Origin of the sequence: Gordonia hongkongensis, from assembly GCF_023078355.1 — a bacterium.
GTDB lineage: Bacteria > Actinomycetota > Actinomycetes > Mycobacteriales > Mycobacteriaceae > Gordonia > Gordonia hongkongensis.
This window is the reverse complement of the sequence record NZ_CP095552.1, coordinates 3,169,654-3,191,019: the sequence shown is the minus strand read 5'-3', so window position 1 is coordinate 3,191,019 and position 21,366 is coordinate 3,169,654. Positions and strand designations below refer to the sequence as shown.

The 21,366-nt window shown below is 66.5% G+C and carries 16 protein-coding genes, 1 tRNA gene and 2 pseudogenes; 14 read left to right on the top strand and 5 right to left on the bottom strand.

The window, feature by feature from the left end:
* The first annotated feature begins 1 nt into the window (after nucleotide 1).
* From MVF96_RS14415 to MVF96_RS14390, 6 genes and pseudogenes are all read left to right on the top strand, one after another.
* Nucleotides 2-747: pseudogene (locus MVF96_RS14415) on the top strand (succinate dehydrogenase/fumarate reductase iron-sulfur subunit).
* Between the two features lie 80 nt (nucleotides 748-827).
* The gene (locus MVF96_RS14410) at nucleotides 828-2,201 is read left to right on the top strand and encodes an AMP-binding protein (protein WP_247449459.1); all 1,374 of its coding nucleotides are present in this window, start codon (nucleotides 828-830) and stop codon (nucleotides 2,199-2,201) included.
* A 64-nt stretch (nucleotides 2,202-2,265) separates the two neighbouring features.
* Nucleotides 2,266-3,410, top strand: a pseudogene (locus MVF96_RS14405) (acyl-CoA dehydrogenase family protein).
* Nucleotides 3,411-3,647: 237 nt separating this feature from the next.
* A complete protein-coding gene (locus MVF96_RS14400) occupies nucleotides 3,648-4,592 on the top strand; it encodes a WcbI family polysaccharide biosynthesis putative acetyltransferase (RefSeq protein ID WP_247449457.1) in 945 nt (314 codons plus the stop codon).
* Nucleotides 4,589-5,599 carry a glycosyltransferase family protein gene (locus MVF96_RS14395; protein ID WP_247449455.1) on the top strand — a complete coding sequence of 337 codons (1,011 nt, stop codon included), beginning with the start codon at nucleotides 4,589-4,591 and terminating at the stop codon, nucleotides 5,597-5,599. The genes MVF96_RS14400 and MVF96_RS14395 overlap by 4 nt, the downstream gene beginning before the upstream one ends.
* A complete protein-coding gene (locus tag MVF96_RS14390) occupies nucleotides 5,596-6,972 on the top strand; it encodes a glycosyltransferase (protein ID WP_247449453.1) in 1,377 nt (458 codons plus the stop codon). The genes MVF96_RS14395 and MVF96_RS14390 overlap by 4 nt, the downstream gene beginning before the upstream one ends.
* Before the next feature lie 43 nt (nucleotides 6,973-7,015).
* Here the strand turns inward: MVF96_RS14390 and MVF96_RS14385 are convergent.
* Nucleotides 7,016-7,092: transfer RNA gene (locus MVF96_RS14385), tRNA-Leu, on the bottom strand.
* Between the two features lie 111 nt (nucleotides 7,093-7,203).
* Here MVF96_RS14385 and MVF96_RS14380 point away from each other — a divergent pair.
* Together MVF96_RS14380 and MVF96_RS14375 are read left to right on the top strand one after the other, a co-directional pair.
* Nucleotides 7,204-7,827 carry an ANTAR domain-containing response regulator gene (locus tag MVF96_RS14380; RefSeq protein WP_068972546.1) on the top strand — a complete coding sequence of 208 codons (624 nt, stop codon included), beginning with the start codon at nucleotides 7,204-7,206 and terminating at the stop codon, nucleotides 7,825-7,827.
* Between the two features lie 194 nt (nucleotides 7,828-8,021).
* Nucleotides 8,022-9,386: an ABC transporter substrate-binding protein gene (locus MVF96_RS14375; protein ID WP_058251839.1), complete on the top strand. Its 1,365-nt coding sequence runs from the start codon at nucleotides 8,022-8,024 to the stop codon at nucleotides 9,384-9,386.
* 92 nt (nucleotides 9,387-9,478) lie between these two features.
* On the opposite strand, the gene MVF96_RS14370 is transcribed toward MVF96_RS14375, so the two are convergent.
* From MVF96_RS14370 to MVF96_RS14355, 4 genes are read right to left on the bottom strand one after another with little or no spacing between them, the layout of a single operon-like run.
* Nucleotides 9,479-10,291, bottom strand: coding sequence for an ABC transporter ATP-binding protein (locus tag MVF96_RS14370; RefSeq protein ID WP_065632382.1), 813 nt, complete (start codon nucleotides 10,289-10,291; stop codon nucleotides 9,479-9,481).
* Nucleotides 10,288-11,340 (bottom strand): ABC transporter ATP-binding protein, encoded by a 1,053-nt coding sequence (locus MVF96_RS14365; protein ID WP_065632383.1) that lies wholly within the window; start codon nucleotides 11,338-11,340, stop codon nucleotides 10,288-10,290. Before MVF96_RS14365 ends, MVF96_RS14370 begins: the two co-directional genes overlap by 4 nt.
* Nucleotides 11,333-12,322, bottom strand: a complete 990-nt coding sequence (locus tag MVF96_RS14360) for a branched-chain amino acid ABC transporter permease (protein WP_247449452.1) — start codon at nucleotides 12,320-12,322, stop codon at nucleotides 11,333-11,335. Before MVF96_RS14360 ends, MVF96_RS14365 begins: the two co-directional genes overlap by 8 nt.
* Nucleotides 12,323-12,325: 3 nt before the next feature.
* Entirely contained in the window at nucleotides 12,326-13,579 is a 1,254-nt protein-coding gene (locus MVF96_RS14355) for a branched-chain amino acid ABC transporter permease (protein ID WP_058251876.1), read from the bottom strand.
* A 260-nt stretch (nucleotides 13,580-13,839) separates the two neighbouring features.
* Here MVF96_RS14355 and MVF96_RS14350 point away from each other — a divergent pair, with 260 nt between their 5' ends.
* The 6 genes from MVF96_RS14350 to MVF96_RS14325 all read left to right on the top strand — a co-directional run bounded on the left by MVF96_RS14350 (nucleotide 13,840) and on the right by MVF96_RS14325 (nucleotide 21,361).
* A complete protein-coding gene (locus tag MVF96_RS14350; RefSeq protein ID WP_247449450.1) occupies nucleotides 13,840-14,412 on the top strand; it encodes a GNAT family N-acetyltransferase in 573 nt (190 codons plus the stop codon).
* A gap of 60 nt (nucleotides 14,413-14,472) precedes the next feature.
* Nucleotides 14,473-17,253, top strand: coding sequence for a DNA polymerase I (gene polA, locus MVF96_RS14345; protein WP_247449448.1), 2,781 nt, complete (start codon nucleotides 14,473-14,475; stop codon nucleotides 17,251-17,253).
* Nucleotides 17,253-18,338, top strand: a complete 1,086-nt coding sequence (locus tag MVF96_RS14340) for an isocitrate/isopropylmalate dehydrogenase family protein (RefSeq protein WP_247449446.1) — start codon at nucleotides 17,253-17,255, stop codon at nucleotides 18,336-18,338. Before polA ends, MVF96_RS14340 begins: the two co-directional genes overlap by 1 nt.
* A 356-nt stretch (nucleotides 18,339-18,694) precedes the next feature.
* Nucleotides 18,695-19,594, top strand: coding sequence for an ABC transporter substrate-binding protein (locus MVF96_RS14335; protein WP_205334149.1), 900 nt, complete (start codon nucleotides 18,695-18,697; stop codon nucleotides 19,592-19,594).
* A gap of 1 nt (nucleotide 19,595) precedes the next feature.
* Nucleotides 19,596-20,558 carry an amino acid ABC transporter permease gene (locus tag MVF96_RS14330; protein ID WP_247449444.1) on the top strand — a complete coding sequence of 321 codons (963 nt, stop codon included), beginning with the start codon at nucleotides 19,596-19,598 and terminating at the stop codon, nucleotides 20,556-20,558.
* Nucleotides 20,555-21,361 carry an amino acid ABC transporter ATP-binding protein gene (locus MVF96_RS14325; RefSeq protein ID WP_272498183.1) on the top strand — a complete coding sequence of 269 codons (807 nt, stop codon included), beginning with the start codon at nucleotides 20,555-20,557 and terminating at the stop codon, nucleotides 21,359-21,361. Before MVF96_RS14330 ends, MVF96_RS14325 begins: the two co-directional genes overlap by 4 nt.
* Nucleotides 21,362-21,366: the final 5 nt, after the last annotated feature.

Below are 21,366 nucleotides of genomic sequence, written 5' to 3'. Positions count from 1 at the left end.
CATGGGATACGACGCGAAGTTCCGGATCTGGCGCGGCGACACCGACGCCGGCGGTCTCGAGGACTACACGGTGACCGTCAACGAGGGCGAGGTGGTGCTGGACATCATCCACCGCCTACAGGCGACGCAGGCTCCGGATCTCGCGGTGCGCTGGAACTGCAAGGCGGGCAAGTGCGGATCGTGTTCGGCGGAGGTGAACGGGCGTCCCAAACTGCTGTGCATGACGAGGATGTCGACGTTCACCGAGGACGAGGTCGTGACGGTGACCCCGATGCGCACGTTCCCGGTGATCCGCGACCTGGTCACCGATGTCTCGTTCAACTACGCCAAAGCCCGTGAAGTGCAATCGTTCACACCGCCACCGGGTCTGGCGCCGGGGAGTACCGGATGAAGCAGGTCGACGTGCAGCGTTCGCAGGAGTTCCGCAAGTGCATCGAGTGCTTCCTGTGCCAGGACACCTGCCATGTCGTGCGCGATCACGAGGACAACAAACAGAACTTCTCCGGGCCGCGTTTCCTGATGCGCGTCGCCGAACTCGACATGCACCCCCTGGACGTGGCCGAACGCCGCGACTCGGCGCGCACCGAGCACGGACTGGGCCTCTGCAACATCACCAAGTGCTGTACCGACGTCTGTCCCGAGCAGATCAAGATCACCGACAACGCGTTGATCCCCATGAAGGAGCGAGTTGTCGACCGCACCTACGACCCGCTGGTGTGGTTGGGCAACAAGCTCTTCCGACGTTAACGGACCCATACGCAGTATCGTCTTCGACGAACTCCCGTTCCCCGGTGCGCGGCGCGCGCGGGCCACCCGCTCGAGGCCAGATGTCGCACAACGTTGCGCCCAGAGCAACGACTCACTACATCTACAGGGGTGACCGCACCGCCGTCATCGACGGTGCGCTCCGCCTCACCTACGCCGACCTGTATCGGCGGGTCGGGCACGTCACCGCCGCGCTGGAGGCGCTCGGCGTCAGGCCGGGTGACCGCGTGGCCGCCCTCTGTGCGAACAGTGCGGTCATGCTCGAACTGCACAGCGCCGTGCCCGCGCACGGTTCGGTGTTGGTGCCGCTGAACATCCGGCTGTCCGAACCCGAGCTCGTCTACATCCTGGAGCACAGCGGTGCGACGCTCCTTGTCGCGACCGTTGAGTTCGCCGACCGTGCACGGGCGGTCGCCGAATCGGTGGGGATCCGGGTCGTCGTGGGTGGTTCAGCGGACGGCGCGGACGAGTACGAGTCGCTGCTCGCGCAGGCCGGGGCGCCGATTCGGCGGGAGACCGACGAGCGGGGGTTGCTGGCGATCAACTACACCTCGGGGACGACGGGCCGTCCGAAGGGCGTGATGTACCACCACCGCGGCGCGTACCTGCAGTCCTTGGCGATGGCGTACCACTCCGGTCTCGGACCGGGCTCGACATACCTGTGGACCCTACCCATGTTCCATTGCGACGGTTGGTGTTTCACCTGGGCCGTCATCGCCGCGGGTGGTACGAACCTCTGCCTGCGCAGCATCGACACCGGACGGATCTGGCGCCACCTCACCGAGGAAGGGGTGACTCACTTCAGCGCGGCTCCCACGGTGCTCACCATGATCGCGGAGGACCCGTCCGCGGCACGGCTCGACCGCGTCGTCCGGGCTGCGACGGGAGGTGCACCGCCATCTCCCGCGCTGCTCTCGCGGATGGCCGGGCTCGGCATCGAGATCACCCATCTTTACGGGATGACCGAGACGTTCGGCCCGATCGTCGTGAACGAGTGGCAGCCTCAGTGGGACGACGCCACGGACGACGAACGCGCCGTACGCAAGGCACGGCAGGGGATCGGGAACATCGTGGCAGGGCGGGTTCGGGTGGTGTCCGACGAGGGACGAGATGTCCCGTCCGACGGCGAGACCATCGGTGAATTGGTGGTCCGCGGCAACAACGTGATGCTCGGCTACTACCGCGACCCTGCGGCGACGGCCGCGGCCACCGTCGACGGCTGGTTGCGAACCGGTGATCTCGCGGTCATGCACGCCGACGGGTACGTCGAGATCCGGGACCGCAGCAAGGACGTCATCATCTCCGGCGGTGAGAACATCGCGTCGGTCGAGGTGGAGCGGGTGCTCGACAGCCATCCCGATGTCGTCGAGTCGGCGGTGGTCGGCCGTACCGACGAAGAACGTGCTCCGCAGTCAGGGATGACGACGCCGCCATGATAGTGCCAACGGTGACTGTTACGCTCACCGTTGACACTGTCAATCGTGGATAGGTACGCACACCATGACCGAACGGTCCTCCTGGGAAGACGACGATCTCACCGCGCTGCGGGATCTCGCACGTAGCTTCTGTGAGAAGGAGATCCAGCCGAACACCGAGAAGTTCATCGAGCAGCACCATGTCGACCGCGACCTGTGGAACAAAGCCGGTGACCTCGGCCTGCTCTGCATGTCGATTCCCGAAGAGTACGGCGGCGGCGGTGGCACCTTTGCGCACGAGGCCGTGCTCATCGAGGAGTAGGCGCGCGCGTCGCCGACAGCTCGTGGGGCGTCAGCCTGCACAACGGCATCGTCGCGCACTACATCCTCGAGTACGGCTCGGAGGAGCAGAAGAAGACCTGGTTGCCCAAGATGGCCAGTGGCGAGGCGGTGGGCGCCATCGCGATGACCGAACCGGGTACCGGATCGGATCTGCAGAATGTGAAGACGAAGGCGATCAAGCAGGGCGACGAGTAAGTCATCGACGGCTCCAAGACCTTCATCACCAACGGTGGTCAGGCCGACATCATCATCGTCGTCGCCAAGACCGACGTCTCCGAGGGAGCCAAGGGCATCTCGCTCATCCTGGTCGAGGCCGAGCGCGAAGGTTTCCGACGCGGCCGGGTACTCGACAAGATCGGCCAGCGAGGGCAGGACACCTCGGAGCTGTTCTTCGATGGTGTGCGCGTCCCCACCTCGAACCTCCTCGGCCCCGAAGAGGGCCAGGGCTTCGTCCAGCTGATGATGCAGCTCCCGCAGGAACGGCTGATCATCGCGCTGGCCTCGGTGGCCGGCATGGAGAAGGCCGTCTCCGAGACCATCGCCTACACCAAGGACCGCACGGCATTCGGCCGGCCGATCTTCAGCTTCCAGAACACGAAATTCAAACTCGCCGAGGCGGCGACCGAGGCACGGATCGCGCGCGTGTTCGTCGACGACTGCATCAACAAGCACATCAAGGGCGAGCTCGACATCCCGACCGTCGCCATGGCGAAGTGGTGGAACAGTGACCGGGCCATGGTGGTCGCCGACGAGTGCCTGCAGCTGTTCGGCGGGTACGGCTACATGAACGAGTACCCGATCGCGCGTCTGTGGGCCGACAACCGCGTCCAGAAGATCTACGCGGGCACCAACGAGATCATGAAGGAGATCATCGCCCGGACGTTGTGACGTCACCTCTTGTACGGCAGACGGCCCCGGTGATCTGATCACCGGGGCCGTCGCTCACCCGTCCGGTTTCCGGTTCGTTCCGAATGTTTGGGGACCGGGGCAGTGTGACCAAGCCGATGATTCGTCAGCGAGACGAACGGATATACCAGGAGCTGGGGTCGGCCGGTTGTCCGCGAGGGGAGTCGATACACACGATGACAGCACACCACCAGGTCGCTCGACCACAGCGAAGTGCGTATGACGTCGAGTGACACCGTGCTGGTGGACGGGCGGACCCGACACTACGGCGAGTTCTACGGCGTCACCGAGGCGCAGATGAACGATGACGAGCAGCTGCTCGTCGTCTGGGGAAACTGCCAGGCCGAAGCGCTGCGGATCGTGCTGTCCAGCTCCCCGGACCTTCCGTTCCGCACCATTCGAGTCCCACCGGTCCACGAACTCGAGTCCACCGACATCGCTCATGTCGAACGCCTCGTCCGCCGGGCCGCGGTCATCGTCTCTCAGCCGGTACGTGCCCGATACCGGGGGCTCCCGATCGGTGGACCCGACCTCGCGGAGATAGCGCCGGCCGCGACCGTCGTGGTGTGGCCGGTCATCCGCTACGGCGGGTTGTTCCCGTTTCAGGTCATCGCCCGACATCCCGCGCGACCGTCCGCAGTACCCGCTGCTGTTCCCTACCACGATCTCCGGACCGTCCTGGCGGTCAGAGCCGGCCGGACCCGCTTCGACGAATGGGATGTCGAGGTCTCCGCCGACCGCTTCCGGGAGGCCGCACAGTGGAGTGTGGCCCAGCTCGAGGTTCGCGAGCGGCGACACTGCGACGTCGGGATCTCCGACATCCTGCTCGACGTCGGGGCCGACGCCGCACATACGATCAACCATCCCGGCAACCGGGTACTACTGACCCTCGGCGGTCGGATTCTCGAGGCGCTCGGGGCATCGGCGCCGGTCCCGCCGTCACGCGACCTGCTCGGCAACATCCGGGCGCCGCTGGAACGACGGGTGATCGACGCGCTCGGTATCCAGGCGCCCCCGCGGACGTCCTGGGACGTCGACGGTGCGGTGCTGACCGAGAAAGAGGTGCACCGCAGTCAGATGCAGTGGTACGCAGAGCATCCCGAGTTCATCGACGCCGTGCTGGACCGGTACGGCGATCTCATCGAGATCCTGGGAATGTCATGACGAGCCCAGTGGGGCACCTCCTCGTCGGACCCCGCTCGCACGGTGTGGTGCGGTATGCCCAGTCTGTCTTCGACGCGGTGACGGCCCAGGGTGGCGATCATCGACTGGCACACCTCCGCACGCGCTGTGCCGGCGTGTCCTCGGTTCTGGCCGAGTGCGCACACGTGCACATGCACGTGACCGACCGTCTGTTCGGACACACTCCGTTGCGAGCGCGCGACAACCTGCTCGCCATGATTGCGGGGCTCCGACGTCCGGTCTCGGTGACGTTGCACGATCTGCCGCAGCCCTCGGATGGACGGGCGATGCCGGCCCGCATCGAGTTCTTCCGAGCGGTGGCCCGGTCTTCGGCGGGCGTGATCGTGTCCAGCCGACACGAGGCGTCGCTCTTCGCCGAGTATGTCGACGCGTCGATCGAGGTGGAGGTAGTGCCGCTGATGTTCGACGCCGTCCGTGCCCACAAGCCCTCGGACTCAGACGAATTGACCGTCGGTGTGCTCGGCTACCTGTATCCGGGGAAGGGTCACATCGAGACGCTCCGAGCGATGGCCGGTCTCGATCCATCGGTCGGCTTCGTGGCGCTCGGAACTCCGTCGCCCGGCCACGACGATCTCGCCGACGACCTCGCGAAGCTCGCCGCGGACACGGGGAGGCGATGCACGATCACCGGCTACCTGACGGACGACGAACTCCGCCGGGCGTCGGCCGACGTCACGGTTCCGGTCGCATACCACCGGCACATGTCGGCATCCGGTTCGATCAACTCCTGGATCTCGGCCGGACGTCGTCCGCTGGTTCCGCGGACCGCCTACACCGAGGAACTCGCCGCTCGGTCGCCGGGCGTGCTCACGATGCACGACAACAACGACGTTGCGCTCCGGGCCGCCATCGAGAGTGCGTTCGCGGAGCCGGAATCCACGCGGATCGATGCGGCGGTGTCGCCGTCGCCGACCGCCGCCGATGTCGGTCGGAGTCACGAGCTGTTGCTGCGGCGGTGGAGTGCGTGACGATCGTCGGACTCGACGATGGCCGGACCATCGTGCCCGACAATCGCTGGGACCTGGTCGGGAGTACTTCGTCGAGACCCTTGGTGAGCGTCGTGATCCCGTATTACGAGCAGCCACACCAACTCTCATTGGTCCTCGAGGCGTTGACGGCGCAGACCTATCCGCCGGATCGACTGGAGGTGGTGGTCGCCGACGACGGATCGAGAGTTCCCCCGGATGTGAGCGCGTGGACCTCCCGGTTGGCCATCACCGTGGTCAGGCAGGAGGACAAGGGATTTCGAGCCGCAGCCGCCCGCAACCTGGGTGTCGCTGCGTCGAACGGCTCGGTGCTGTGTTTCCTCGACGCGGACACGGTTCCGACCGCCGGCTACATCTCGCACATGGTCCGACTGGCCGCCGCGGTGCCCGATGTACTCGTGGTCGGCCGTCGTAAGCACGGGGACCTGAGTCAGGTCGAGCCGCGCTCGGTGGTCGAATGGCTGTCCGCCCAGCGGCATCTCGAGGCCGCGCACGACCACGAACCCGAGTGGCTGGTCGACGCCTATGACCGCACATCCAACCTCCTGGTCCCGGGCTGGGACGGCTACAAGTACATGATCAGCGCGGTGATGAGCTGCAGCCGACAGCTGTTCGACGACGTGGGAGGATTCGACCCTTCGTTCGTCCAGTACGGGGGAGAGGATTGGGAATTCGCGAACCGGGCTTTCATGATGGGTGCGGTGTTCGCTCACGAACCCGACGCCGTCGCCTGGCACGACGGACCCGACTGGGCAGAACGCGCTGTGTCCGAACGGGTCTCGGCGAAGAATGTCGAAGCGTTGGCCCTCGCCCCGCTCGTCACCGACCCGGCGGCCCGGACCGCCGGGCTGCTGTATCCGATCCCGGACATCGTCGTGCTGGTGTCGACGGACGGCCACACCGCGGCTTCGCTGCTGCACACCGTCGGCAGCGCCCTGCGCGGGTCCGATGCCGCCGCCTGGCTTGTCGGGGACGACGCCGAAACGCTGGTTGCTCAGCTCGGAGTCCGTGATTCGCGAATCCGGATCGGTGGCCCGGACGCGTCGACGCTGTCGCGGTGCAGGTTCGTCGTCGAGGTTGCCGGGCCCGTGGTCTTCTCCGCTGATTCGCTCGCGCTCCTCGCGACGCGCGTCGCACCGGGGGAGGGTGGCCAGGTGACGGTGGACTTCGGCGGGTTGCGGCCGGCGTCGGTCACGCTCACGGCGTCGCGTGCACGACACCGTGTCCGACGCTGGGCGGAGCACACCGACCTGGGTGCCGATGAGCTCCTGAGGCGTCTGTTCGGGGTCCGGACAGTGCGTTGCGACGATGTCGGGATCGGCGTCGGCGGCTGCGAACCGGCGTTGGCCTGGTGAGTGTGCCGAGCCGCCGCAAAGCGGGCGGTGATCAGGTCGTTTCTGGTGCCCCCGGTCAGACTCGAACTGACACTGGACGGGTTTTGAATCCGTTGCCTCTGCCAATTGGGCTACGGGGGCCAGTGCGCGGGTTGCCCGCGCCGGGAACCAACTCTAGATGATCGGCCGAGCGGCCTGCCAACCGGTACTCTGCGTGCACACAGACGTGGCGTCAGCGACGCGGAGGAGGGGATGGTGACGGTGACCGACAGTGCGACGACCGCAGCCGGTGAGACCACGACAACACACCGCGTGCTGGTGGCCGAGGACGATTCGTTGATCCGGATGGATCTGACCGAGATGCTGCGTGAAGAGGGCTACGACGTCGTCGGCGAGGCGCCGAACGGGCAGGTCGCCGTGGAGTTGACCGAGTCGCTGGCCCCCGACCTCGTGATCATGGACATCAAGATGCCCGTGCGCGACGGTATCGATGCCGCGACCGAGATCGCCGAGAAGCGCCTCGCCCCGGTCGTCATGCTGACCGCGTTCAGCCAACGCGACTTCATCGACAAGGCGCGCGACGCCGGTGCCATGGCCTACCTCGTCAAGCCGTTCACGAAGGCCGATCTGGTGCCGGCCATCGAGGTGGCGGTGAGTCGCTACCAGGAGCTCAAACAGCTCGAGCGTGAGGTCGCGACCATGAACGAGCGGCTGGAGACCCGCAAGCTCGTGGAGCGGGCCAAGGGCCTGCTGATGGAGAAGCAGGCTCTGTCCGAACCAGAGGCCTTCAAATGGATACAGCGCGCGGCCATGGACCGCCGGACCACCATGAAAGCCGTTGCGCAGGTTGTCGTCGAGACGCTCGGCAGCGACTGATCCAGAACCCCTGGACGACGCAATGCCTCTGCGCGCAAACCAGTTTCACTGTCTTTACGCAGCCGCAACAAGATCGCGCTAGCTTTTCTCCTGCGAGGCGCGGTTCGCCCTACGGCGATGCGCCGCCTTCGTGACAAATGCCGAACGCACCGGCCGAACGCCGAACGCGCAGGCCAGACGCAAGGAGAGCATCGATGTCCGTACGCTTTTTGAGGAGCGGGGCAGTGGTCGTGACCGCGGCGGCGACGCTGGTGATCGCGGGCTGTAGCAGTTCAGATTCGGGTTCCGACGGCGGTTCCGAGGCGTCGTCGAGTGCCGCCGTCGAGTCGACCCCCGCACCTCCGGGCCTCGGCCTCGCACAGAAGCTGGCGTGCAACCCGCCCAAGGCTGTCCCCGGCCCGGCGAGCACGGCCGCACTCAAGGTCGGCACCCTGCTCCCGGCGACCGGTTCGCTGGCCTTCCTCGGACCGCCCATGGAGGCGGGCGTGGAGCTCGCGATCAAGGACATCAATGCCGCCGGCGGGGTTCTCGACCAACCCGTCGAGCTCGTCACCGGTGACTCTGGAGACACCACGACAGACACGGCCAACGCCACCGTCGACCGCGAACTCAGCGCCGGAACGCAGGTGATCATCGGTGCCGCGTCGTCCTCGGTGTCGTTGAAGGTGATCGACAAGGTCGCCAATGCGGGTGCGGTCATGTTCTCGCCCGCCAACACCTCCGACGAATTCACCTGTTACGAGGACAAGGGGCAGTACTTCCGCACCGCACCGGCGGATACCCTCCAGGCGCAGGCGCTCTCGCAGACGATGGCCGAAGACGGCGTGCAGCGCGTGTCGATCCTCGCGCTCAACGACCCGTACGGAACCGGACTGGCCGACAACACCGTTCGCGATCTCGAGGCCGCGGGTGTCCCGGCCGACCAGATCCAGAAGATCATCTACGACCCGAACGCCCAGTCGTTCAACGCCGAGGTCGATCAGGTGAAGAACTTCAACCCAGACGGCATCGCGGTCATCGGTTTCGAGGAGAGCGCCAAGATCATCACACGTATGCACGAGGTGGGCATCGGCCCGAGCGACGGCAAGCTCGTCTACGGTGTCGACGGCAACATGGGCAACGCCCTCGGTGAGGCCGTCGGTCCGGGCCTGCTCGCCGGTATGAAGGGCACCACGCCGCTCACCCAGACCAGCGGTGACTTCCAGGCGGCCCTGAAGGAGGTCGACGGCGATCTCATCGACTTCAACTACTCGGGTGAGAGTTACGACGCCACGGTGCTGAGTGCACTCGCGGCCACCGCGGCCAAGTCGACCGACGGCCGCGCGATCGCGGCAAACATCATCGGGGTGACCAACGGCGAGGAGAACTGCGACTCCTACCAGGCCTGCCTGGACCTGCTGAACGGTGGCAAGACGATCGCCTACGTCGGCAAGACCGGCAACCTGGCGTTCAACGCAGCCGGTGAGCCGAGTGTCGGCTCGTACGGTGTGTTGGAGTTCGACGACGCCAACAAGCTGCTCACCCCGACGCGCAAGTACGTCTCGGTCGCGGCGCAGTAAGACCCGCACACGACGAGACCCCCGGCTTCGGCCGGGGGTCTCGTCGTCGGTGCGGTCGGCGGGGGAAGTGCCGTCGGGACGGGCCTATGACCTCAGTTCTTCTCGGAGCTGCCCGCGAGCGTGCCGAGGTAGAGCTCGATGATCTTGGGGTCGGTGGCCAGGTTGCGGCCGGTGTCCGTATAGGCGTTGCGGCCCTGGTCGAGGACATACCCGCGGTCGCAGATCTGCAGGCACCGCCGGGCGTTCTGCTCGACCATGATGATCGAGACGCCGGTCGCGTTGATGGCCTTGCAGCGGATGAACACCTCGTCCTGGAACATCGGGGACAGACCGGCCGACGGCTCGTCGAGCAGCAGTACCGCCGGGTCCATCATCAGCGCACGGCCCATCGCGACCATCTGCCGTTCGCCGCCGGACAGCGCACCCGCCTTGATCTTTCGCCGTTCCGAGAGCAGCGGGAAGAGTTCGGACACGAAGTCGAATCGCTTGGCGAAGGTCTTGGGCCGCAGATAGACGCCCATCTCGAGATTCTCCTCGATCGTCAACGCGGAGAACACATTCTGTGTCTGCGGGACGTAACCGACACCCTTGTCGACGAGAACATGGGCCTTTGCCGAGGTGATGTCGTCGCCACGGAGGGTCACCGAACCCTTGCGCACCGGGATCAGTCCGAACAGGGTCTTCAACAGCGTCGACTTCCCGGCACCGTTGGGGCCGATGATCCCGACGATCTCCCCGTCACCGAGGTAGAAGTTGCATTCCTCGAGGATGTTGATGCCGGGCAGGTAGCCGGCGGTGATGTCGTCGGCCCGCATCAGGGCGTCGCCGGCCAGCTTGCGGTGCTCCTCGGCGGTGGCCGCGAGTTGCGCGGGCGTCAGCTGTCCGGGACCGGGGTCGGTGCTCATCGTCCGTCCTTCGTGTCGGGGGTCGCCGAGGGCAACTCGGTGACCTCGGAGAGATCGCCGCCCTCCTCCAGCGTGGCCTCGATGGCCGCCTCGACCTTCTCCGCGAGGACCGCGGTGGCGCCCACCGGCCGGCCCTGATCGTCGAACTCCAGGGCCTGGTCGTGATGCCCGCCGAGGTACGCGTCCACGACGGCGTCGTTGTCGCCCAGGCGATCCGGGAGCGACTCGGCGATGATCTGACCCTGGGCCATCACGACGACCCAGTCGCTGATGTCGCGGATGACGTCCATGTCGTGTTCGACGAAGACGACCGTGACCCCTTCGTCCCGCAGCGACTTGATGTGTTCGAGCAGACTCTGGGTGAGGGCCGGGTTGACGCCCGCCATGGGCTCGTCGAGCATCACGATCTCGGGGTCGGTCATCAGGGCGCGCGCCATCTCCAGCAGCTTGCGCTGCCCGCCCGACAGGGAGCCGGCGAAGTCGTCGGCCTTGGCGTCGAGCTTGAAGCGCCGGAGCAACTCGTGTGCGCGTTCGGTGACCTCGGCCTCCTGTCTGCGCCACACCCAGGGCGCGAGTGCGGCGAGGAAATGCTCGCCCCGCTGCCCGGTCGCGCCGAGTCGGACATTGTCCAGCACAGTCAGTTTCGCGAGCGCCTTGGTGAGCTGGAAGGTGCGCACCATGCCACGGCGGGCCACCTGATGCGGAACCATCCGGCCCAGGGAGTCGCCGTTGAGCGACCACGTGCCCGAGTCGGGCTTGTCGAAGCCGGTGATCAGGTTGAAGAAGGTGGTCTTGCCCGCGCCGTTGGGGCCGATGAGGCCGGTGATGGCGCCGCGCTGCACCTCGAGATGATCGACCTGCACCGCCTTGATGCCGCCGAAAGTACGGGAGATGTTGTCCACCACGATGATCGGATCGGGTTTGGGCGAACCCGACTCGGCGGCCACACCGGCGAACAGCTGGGCACGCTCGGTGGCCGAGAGCGCGGTGAGGTCCCGGCGCGTCGCCCGGATGGCCGCAGTACCCGTGTAGGCGGAGTCGTCAGGCATCGAGCTGCACCTCCCTCTTGTTCCCGAGCAGGCCCTGCGGTCTGAACACCATCATCAGGATGATCGCCAGACCGAGCAGAACGTAGCGGAATGCGCCGACCTGCTGCGCGGACAGATTCAACAGCGGGTCGTCGCCGGACGTGGCCTGCCGCAGCAGTGCGTCGGGCACGGCGAGGAGGAACCAGAACAACATGGCACCGAGCACCGGACCGAACACCGTCGCCGCCCCGCCGAGGATCAGCGCGCCGTAGGCGAAGAACGTCTGTGCGGTCGAGTAGAAGTCGGGATTGATCGACTGCGTCGCAAAGGCATTGAAGACACCCGCGAGGCCGCCGATGCAACCGCCGAGTACCAGGGCCTGCATCTTGTAGAAGTAGGCGTTCTTACCCAGCGAGCGGGCGGCGTCCTCGTCCTCGCGCACCGCCTTGAGGACGCGGCCCCACGGACTGCGGACCAGCAGATACACCATCACACACAGCAGGCCGACGACGATCCAGCCGACCACCATCGACCACAGGTCGCCGCCGAGGAACTTGACCCCGAGGAACGAGTACTGCTTGCCGTTGTCGAACGGGCTGATGGAGAAGAAGCTGCCCGCGTATCCGTAGATGCCGTTGGTGGAGCGGGTGAAATCGTCGGTCGACGTCGAACGGAAGACCAGACGCAGGATCTCCGATGCGGCGATGGTGACGATCGCCAGATAGTCCGCGCGCAGACGCAGGGTCGGCAGGCCGAGCACCACGGCCAGCATCCCGGCCGCGGCGATGCCGATGAGGGCGCCGAGCCACAACGGCTGGTCGTAGTTCACCGCCATGATGCCGACGCCGTATCCGCCGAGCAGTGCGAAGGCGATCTGGCCGAAGTTGAGCAGGCCGGCGTAGCCGAAGTGCAGGTTCAGGCCGATGGCCAGCAGGGCGTAGAAGATCGCCGACGGGCCGATCAGCTGGGCGATCGCGATCTGGAGCGCTGAGATGATGTCCATGGGTCAGCCGATCCTCGCTCGAGATCCGAGAATGCCCTGGGGCCGGATGGTCAGGATGATGATCAGGATCAGCAGCCCGCCGATGTATTTCAGGTCCGGACTGAGGATGTAGGTCGACAACTGGACGAGCAGACCGACGATGACACACCCGAGCAGTGCGCCGTAGGCCGTGCCGAGACCGCCGAGTGTGATGCCGGCGAACATCAGCAGGAGCAGTTTGAAGCCCATCTCCCACTGCACCCGGCCGCCGAGCTCGGAGAGCGCGAACATCACGCCGCCGAGCGTCGCCAGACCGCCGGCCAGTGCCCACACGAACAGGATGACCCGGTCGACGTCGATACCCGACGACTCGGCGAGGTCCTTGTTGTCGGCGACCGCTCGCATGGCCTTGCCGATCCTGGTGCGCTGCAACAGCAGTGCGACGCCGAGTAGGACCACGATACTGATAATGATGCAGGCCAGGTTGACCGGTGTGATCGCGAAGGGGCCCGAGCCGATCTGGGTCTGCGCCTGATAGTCGTCGAACGGTTCGGCGCGATCGGAGAAGAAGATCAGGATCAGGTAGCGCAGCACCAGCGACAGGCCGATCGACACGACGAGCATGGCGATCAGCCCGGTTCGTCGTCTTCGCAACGGTCTCCACAGACCGAGCTCGTTGAGGATGCCGATACCGATCCCGACGATCACCGCCAGGATCGTCGCCGGGATCAGCTGGACGCCGAGCTTGACGTTGATCACCCATGCGATCACCGCGCCGAGTGTCACCAACTCGCCGTGCGCGAAGTTCGTCAGCCCGGTCGTGCCGAAGATGAGGCTGAGACCGACGCCGGTGATCGCGATGATCAGGCCGAACCGTATGCCGTCGATGGCCAGCCGTGTCAGCTCGGAGACCGCCGACACCTCGGTGCCGGTGCGGACGTCGCCGAAGGAGAAGATGACCGGTCGCGCGGTGCCCCCACTGACGTCGACGGGCAGCTCCGCCTTCTGGACCTCGACGCCGTCGGGGAGTGAGTCGGTGTTGATGACGATCGTGTACTGGCCGGGTGGCACGTTGATGGACCACGCACCCGTGGCCGACGAGGTCGCGGTGCCGACAACGGTTCCGGATGCGTCCTTGGCCTCGAGTTCGACGCCGGCGACCTTGTCCGTACCGTTGCGCAGCACGCCGAAGACGCGGACCGAGTCGCCGGGCGCGGCCGCGGCCGGGGAGGCGCCGAACAGCCCGAACAGCATCGACGCGGCGAGAAACACCAGCATCGCGATCGCCGACCGGCGCATCGGTGGAAGGTGGCCAGGCGGATGGCTCTCGCGATCGGGACGGTCGTCGAGAGCGCATCGTGGCGGCGTCTGCGGCGCGGTGCCGGCGCGTTGCGATGTCACCCTGCGGGACATTAGCGCCAGCGTCGTCACCACGTGGCGACAACGACGTTTCCCGGAGGTAACTTCTCCTCGACGCTGCCCAGTCGGGAAGTCGCGATGTGCTGTCGGAGACCCGATCCGGGTCGTACGCTGGTCCGATGGTCCCGGTCAGCGTGTCCACCACCTCAGACGTCGAACTCGCCGCATCGCTCCTGGCGCAGGCCTTCGCCGACGACCCGGTGACGGTCTGGATGCAGCCCGACACGGCGCGGCACCTCATCATGTTCCGCACCCTGCTCAAGTACAGCCACGGCCCGAATTCGACGCTCGATCTCGCGATGCGTGACGGGCAACCGGTCGGTGCCGCCGCCTGGGATCCCCCGGGCCACAAGGTCTCGGCCCTGTCGCAGATGGTGTCGATGGTCGGCTTCTTCCGGGCGATGGGCTCGCGGATGAGCCGCGGGATGAAGCTCGAGGAGGAGTTCGGCAAACGACGTCCCAAGGAGCCGCACTGGTACCTCGGTCAGATCGGGGCGCCGGTGCACGGGGTCGGGGTGGGCACGTCTCTCCTGGGGCATCGACTCGAGCAGATCGACGGACCCGCCTATCTCGAGTGCTCGAACGTCCGCAACGTGCCCCTCTACGAGCGTTTCGGGTTCAGCGTGACCGAGGAGTTCGAACTGCCGCTCGACGGCCCCAAGGTGTGGTCCATGTACCGGCCCCTCCCGTGAGCGGCCGAGTGTGAGGAGTCCGGCAGGCTGTGTCGGGGGCGGTCACTAGACTCGGCGATTGTGAGTCCAGCGCAGAGTTCCCCGGCAACGACCCCAGCCAAGGCCACCGGATCGACGGGCAAGGCGGCACCCGGAGCCAAGGGCAAGACCAAGCAGCCGGTGTTGATGCTGCTCGACGGGCACTCCCTGGCGTACCGGGCGTTTTTCGCGCTCCCGGCGGAGAACTTCAAAACCCATTCGGGTCAGACGACCAACGCCGTCTACGGCTTCACCTCGATGCTGATCAACCTGCTGCGCGATGAGGAGCCCACGCACATCGCCGCGGCCTTCGACGTCTCACGCAAGACGTTCCGGTCGGAGATGTATCCGGAGTACAAGGCGCAGCGGTCCAAATCCCCGGACGAGTTCAACGGCCAGGTCGATCTCACCAAAGAGGTCCTGGACGCGCTGGGTGTCTCGGTGCTGGCCATCGAGGGTTACGAGGCCGACGACATCATCGCGACCTTGGCGACGCGGGCCCGGGAGGACGGATACAAGGTCCTGATCGTCACCGGTGACCGCGACTCGCTGCAGCTCGTCGACGCCTCCACCACGGTGCTCTATCCGCGCAAAGGCGTGTCGGACCTCACGCGGTTCACGCCCGAGGAGGTCGAGAAGAAGTACGGTCTCACCCCCACCCAGTACCCCGATTACGCCGCGCTGCGCGGCGACCCCAGCGACAACCTGCCGGGTATCCCCGGAGTCGGGGAGAAGACCGCCTCGAAGTGGATCCGCGAGTACGGGTCGCTCGCGGCCCTCGTCGATCACGTCGACGAGGTCAAGGGCAAGGTCGGCGACGCATTGCGCGCTCATCTGGCGTCGGTACAGACCAACCGACAGCTCACCGAACTCGTCCGGGACATGCAGCTGCCGACGTCCCCCGACGACCTGGCCATGGTCGGGTGGGACCGGGACCGTATCCACCAGCTGTTCGACGACCTGGAATTCCGGGTGTTGCGGGACCGTCTCTTCTCGACGTTGAGTTCGGTCGAACCCGAGGCGGAAGCAGGTTTCGATCTCGACGGCGCGGTCCTGGGTGCCGGTGAGGTCGCCGGATGGCTGACCGAGCATGCGCGCACCGGTCGCGTCGGTCTCGCCGTCACCGCCCCGCATGTCGTGGTCGGGGCGGACCCGACCGGGGTGGCGATCGCGGCCGCCGATGGGACCTCCGCCTATGTCGATGTGACCGCGCTGAATCCCGAAGACGAGGCGGCACTGGGGGATTGGTTCGCCGACCCGTCCGCGCCGAAGGCGGTTCACGAGGCGAAGTGGGCCGTACACGCGCTGCGCTCACGCGGCTGGAAGCTCGACGGTGTCACCAGCGACACCTCGCTCGCGGCCTACCTGGTCCGACCGGGACAACGGACGTTCAACCTCGACGACCTCGCGCTGCGCTACCTGCGTCGTGAACTGCGCGCCGACGGCGGCCCGGGCGACGGCCAGATGTCGTTGCTCGACGACGATTCGGACGGGCGGGTGGCCGAACAGCACATGCTCGAGGCGCGGGCGGTCCAGGAACTCGCCGACACGCTCGACACGGAACTGGACCGGATCGACTCCAAACCGCTGCTCACCGAGATGGAACTGCCGCTGTCGTTCGTGCTCGCCGATGCCGAGGCCGCGGGCATCGCCGTCGACGTCGATCATTTCGGTGCCCTCGAGCGGATGTTCGCCGACCGGATCCGCGCCGCGGCCGAGGCGGCCTACGAGGTCATCGGAGAACAGATCAACCTCGGTTCGCCGAAACAGTTGCAGACCATTCTCTTCGACAAGCTGGACATGCCGAAGACGAAGAAGACCAAGACCGGCTACACCACCGACGCCGACGCGTTGCAGTCGTTGTACGAGAAGACCGAGCATCCCTTTCTCGCACACCTCCTCGAGCACCGCGACGCGACGCGGCTGAAGGTCACTGTCGACGGGCTGCTGAAGTCGGTCGCGGCCGACGGACGTATTCACACGACGTTCAATCAGACGATCGCCGCGACGGGACGCCTCTCGTCCACCGAACCGAATCTGCAGAACATCCCGGTGCGTACCGAGGCGGGCCGCGAGATCAGGCGCGGCTTCATCGTCGGCGCCGACACCGCGACCGGTGTGCCCTACGACTGCCTCATGACCGCCGACTACAGCCAGATCGAGATGCGGATCATGGCACACCTGTCGGAGGACGCCGGCCTCATCGAGGCCTTCAACACCGGGGAAGACCTCCACAACTTCGTCGGGTCACGGGCCTTCGGGGTGCCGATCGACGAGGTCACCACCGAGATGCGCCACCGGGTGAAGGCCATGTCGTATGGACTCGCTTACGGGCTCAGCGCATTCGGGCTCGCCGCCCAGCTCAAGATCAGCCGCGACGAGGCCAAGGAGCAGATGGAGGCGTACTTCGCGCGGTTCGGCGGGGTGCGCGATTATCTGCACGACGTGGTCGCCGAGGCCCGCCGAAACGAGTACACCGCAACACTGTTCGGTCGCCGGCGGTATCTGCCCGATCTGAACAGCGACAACTGGCAGCGCCGGCAGGCCGCAGAACGGATGGCGCTCAACGCTCCCATCCAGGGCACCGCCGCCGACATCATCAAGGTCGCGATGATCAACGTCCACAAGCGCCTCGCAGCTGAAGGGCTCACGTCGCGAACACTTCTCCAGGTCCACGACGAACTCGTGATCGAGGTCGCCTCGGGTGAGCGGGAGGCCGTCGAGGCCGTTGTCCGGGAAGAGATGGGTAATGCCATCACCTTGTCCGTCCCGCTGGAGGTGTCGGTCGGGTTCGGACGCTCCTGGGACGACGCAGCTCACTGATGGGTGACCGGGACAGAGAGTTCGGAGTCCTCGTCGGGGACGGGATCGGACCCGAGATCGTGCCGGCGGCGGTGACGATCGCCGAGGCTGCCGCTCGTGCGGAATCGATCGAGATCAGTTGGCAGCACTTACCTTTCGGGCTGTCTGCGATCACCTCGCACGGCGATCCGGTGCCGGCGGAGACGCTGACGGCCCTCGACGAGCTCGGCTTCTGGATCGTCGGCCCCCACGACTCGGCGGCGTACCCGCCGGGTCATGGGGACCGCACGCCGGGAGCGGTCCTGCGAACCCGGTACGACCTGTTCGCCAATCTCCGTCCCGCCCGGGCATTTCCGGGTGTTCCGGCGCTCCGGCCGGACATGGACGTCCTGGTCGTGCGGGAGAATTCCGAGGGCTTCTACGCCGATCGCAACATGGCGGTCGGCAGCGGCGAATTCATGCCGACACCCGACGTGGCACTGGCGGTCGGGCTCGTCACACGCGCGGCGTCGGAGCGAATCGCGCGAGTCGCATGCGCCGCCGCGATCGAGCGTGCGGGTTCCGACCGGCAGCCGCGGTTGACCATCGTGCACAAGGCGAACGTCCTGCGCATGACCACCGGCCTGTTCCGGGATGCATGCCGCGACATCGCCGCCGGGTTCCCCGAGATCGAGGTGTCCGAGCAACACGTCGATGCCATGGCGGCGCTGCTGGTTCGGCGTCCCGCGGACTTCGACGTCCTCGTCACCGAGAACCTCTTCGGCGACGTGCTGTCCGACCTCGCCGGCGAGCTTGCCGGTTCGCTGGGCATCGCCGGTTCGGTCAACAGCTCGGAGTCCCGCGTGATGGCGCAGGCGTCGCACGGTGCCGCACCCGACATCGCCGGGCGCGGCATCGCGAACCCGGTCGCGATGATCGCCTCGGTGGCAATGGGTTTTCAGAGGTACGGGCAGATGACCGACGACGCGGCCCTCGTCGCGGCCGGTGCCCGGATCGACGCGGCGGTTGCCGAGACGCTCGCGCACACCGCGACCCGCGACCTGGGCGGCGAGGCGAGCACCGCCGAGTTCGCCGACGCGGTGGTCCGGCGGATAGTCGAGGGGTGAGCTCTGCGAGCGGACTACGAAACAATTCGTTGTGCTCGGAGCGGGTCCGATTACTGCTCCCTGAGGAGGCCGGAGCTTGCGGAGGCCGTCACGAAGGGTCTTGGTGAGATGCGTCGCCAACCCTTCGTGGCTCGTCGCTAGCGCTCCTCGCACCTCAGGGAGCAGAGGGGGGCATCGCTTGCACAACATAGACCAGCGGTTTGTTGTTCTTTCGGTCTCGGGAGCAATGGTTTGCGGGACTCTCGGATTGAGGACCGAAAACGGGCGCGCACACGCGTGAACGGTGGGTGGCGAGCCGGGGTGCGGCGGGCGAACTACAGTGAGTTGGTGCGATCGGCCGGACGAAGGGTAGTGGTGTGACGCGGGTGGCTCGTTGGCTCGGCGTCCTGCTCGCCGTCCTGGTCGTCGTGACCGGATGCGTGGACAACGAGGCGCGGGAGCGCGCCGGTCAGGTCGTCCCGATCGACGTCGACGTCGCGACGGTGCCGGAGATCGCCGCGCTGGTCCCACCGGAGATCGCGCGCACCGGACGCCTCATCGTCGGGGTCAACATCCCGTACCAGCCGAATGAGTTCAAGGACGCATCGGGAAAGATCATCGGCTACGACGTCGACCTGATGAACGCCGTCGGCAAGGTGCTCGGACTCGTACCCGATTACAAGGAGTCCCAGTTCGACACCATCATCCCCTCGGTGCAGGCCGGGACCTACCAGCTGGGGATGTCGTCGTTCACCGACACCCTCGAGCGCGAGAAGCAGGTCGACTTCGTGACCTACTACAGCGCGGGCGTGCAGTGGGCGCAGGCGAGCGACAACGACGACGAGATCGACCCCGACAACGCCTGCGGCCTCCGAGTCGCGGTGCAGACCACCACCTACGAGGACACCGACGAGGTTCCCGCCAAGAGCGCGGCGTGTGTCGCTGCGGGGAAACCGGCGATCGACAAGGTCCGGTTCGACAGCCAGGACGAGGCCGTCAACGCACTGATCCTGGGTCGGGTGGACGCGATGTCGGCCGACTCACCGGTCACGGCCTACGCGATCAAACGCACCGACGACCGTCTGAAGCCCGCTGGCGGGGTCTTCGACTCCGCGCCGTACGGGTGGCCGGTGCGGAAGGGCTCACCGCTCGCGCCCGCACTGCAGCGGGCCGTGCAGTACCTGATGGACAACGGACAGTACGAAGAGATCGCGGCCAACTGGGGCCTCGAGGAGGGCATGATCGATGTCTCCGTCATCAACGGCGCGGTGAGCTGACATGACGTCACCGCACAGCACCGCCGCCTCCCCGCCGGACGAACCCGAACCGATCCAGGCGGTTCCGCTCCGTCGTCCCGGACAGTGGGTCGCGGCGGTGATCATAGTCGTGCTGGGTGCACTGTTCGTCTACGGTGCCGCCACCAACGAGGCCTACAGCTGGGGCACGTACGGCAACTATCTCTTCGACTCGCGGATCCTGTCGGGGGTCGGTTACACGCTCGCGCTGACCCTGCTGTCGATGACCATCGCCATCGTGCTCGGCGTCGTCCTCGCGATCATGCGGCTGAGCCCGAACCCGGTGTTGCGCGGGACCTCGTGGGTGTATCTGTGGGTGTTCCGCGGCACCCCCGTGTACGTGCAGCTGGTCTTCTGGGGCCTGTTCCCGGCGATCTACAAGCAGATCGACCTCGGCATCCCGTTCGTGCACCAGTTCGTGTCGCTCGACATCCAGACGCTCAACGCCGCGTTCCTCTTCGCGGTCATCGGACTCGGCCTGAACGAGGCCGCGTACATGGCCGAGATCGTCCGCGCCGGTGTGTCCTCGGTCGGTGAAGGACAGACCGAGGCGTCGGTGGCACTGGGTATGTCGTGGGCGCAGACCATGCGACGAACGGTGCTGCCCCAGGCCATGCGGGTGATCATCCCGCCCACCGGCAACGAGCTGATCAGCATGCTCAAGACCACGAGCCTGGTGGCGGCGGTGCCGCTCACCCTCGACCTCTACGGACGACAGCGGGACATCTCGGGCGTGATCTTCGAGCCGATCCCGCTGCTTCTCGTCGCGTCCACGTGGTACCTCGTCATCACCAGCGTCCTGATGGTGGGCCAGTACTACGTGGAGCGCTACTACGCGAAGGGCGCGACCCGACAGCTCACGGCGCGGCAACTCAAGACGATGGCCGACGGCGCGGCCACTGCGCCCGGCGGCGCCGCCGGGCCGGCAGGGGGAGAGAAGGCATGAGTCCCGCAGAAGACACGGCCGCACCGGCCGCCGGCGGATCGCCGCCGCCGATGGTGGTGGCCGACCGGGTCTGCAAGAGCTTCGGTTCGGTCCAGGTCCTCAAGGGGATCTCGCTGGAGGTGGCGCGCGGCGAGGTGCTGTGTCTCATCGGTCCGTCGGGATCGGGGAAGTCCACGTTCCTCCGCTGTGTGAACCACCTCGAAGTCGTCAACGCCGGCCGGCTCTACGTCGACGGTGATCTGATCGGCTACCGGGAACGCAACGGCAAGCTCCACGAGATGAGTGCCAAGGACGCGGCGACCCAGCGACGCGACATCGGCATGGTGTTCCAGCATTTCAATCTGTTCCCGCACCGCACGGCCCTCGAGAACGTGATCGAGGCGCCGATGCAGGTAAAGCGTCAGTCGCGTTCGGAGGCGGTCGACAAAGCCCGCTACCTGCTGGACCGGGTCGGCCTGTCCGACCGGGCCGACGCCTATCCGGCCCAGCTGTCGGGTGGCCAGCAACAGCGTGTCGCCATCGCGCGTGCGCTCGCGATGGACCCCAAACTCATGTTGTTCGACGAACCCACCTCGGCGCTCGACCCCGAACTCGTCGGCGATGTCCTGAAGGTGATGCGTGAGCTGGCTGCGTCGGGCATGACCATGCTGGTCGTCACGCACGAGATGGGTTTTGCCCGGGAAGTCGCCGACCAGCTCGTGTTCATGGACGGCGGCGTCGTCGTGGAGAAGGGGAACCCTCGTCAGGTCCTCGCCGATCCGAGAGAACAGCGGACCCGGGAGTTCTTGTCGAAGCTGCTGTGAGCGCC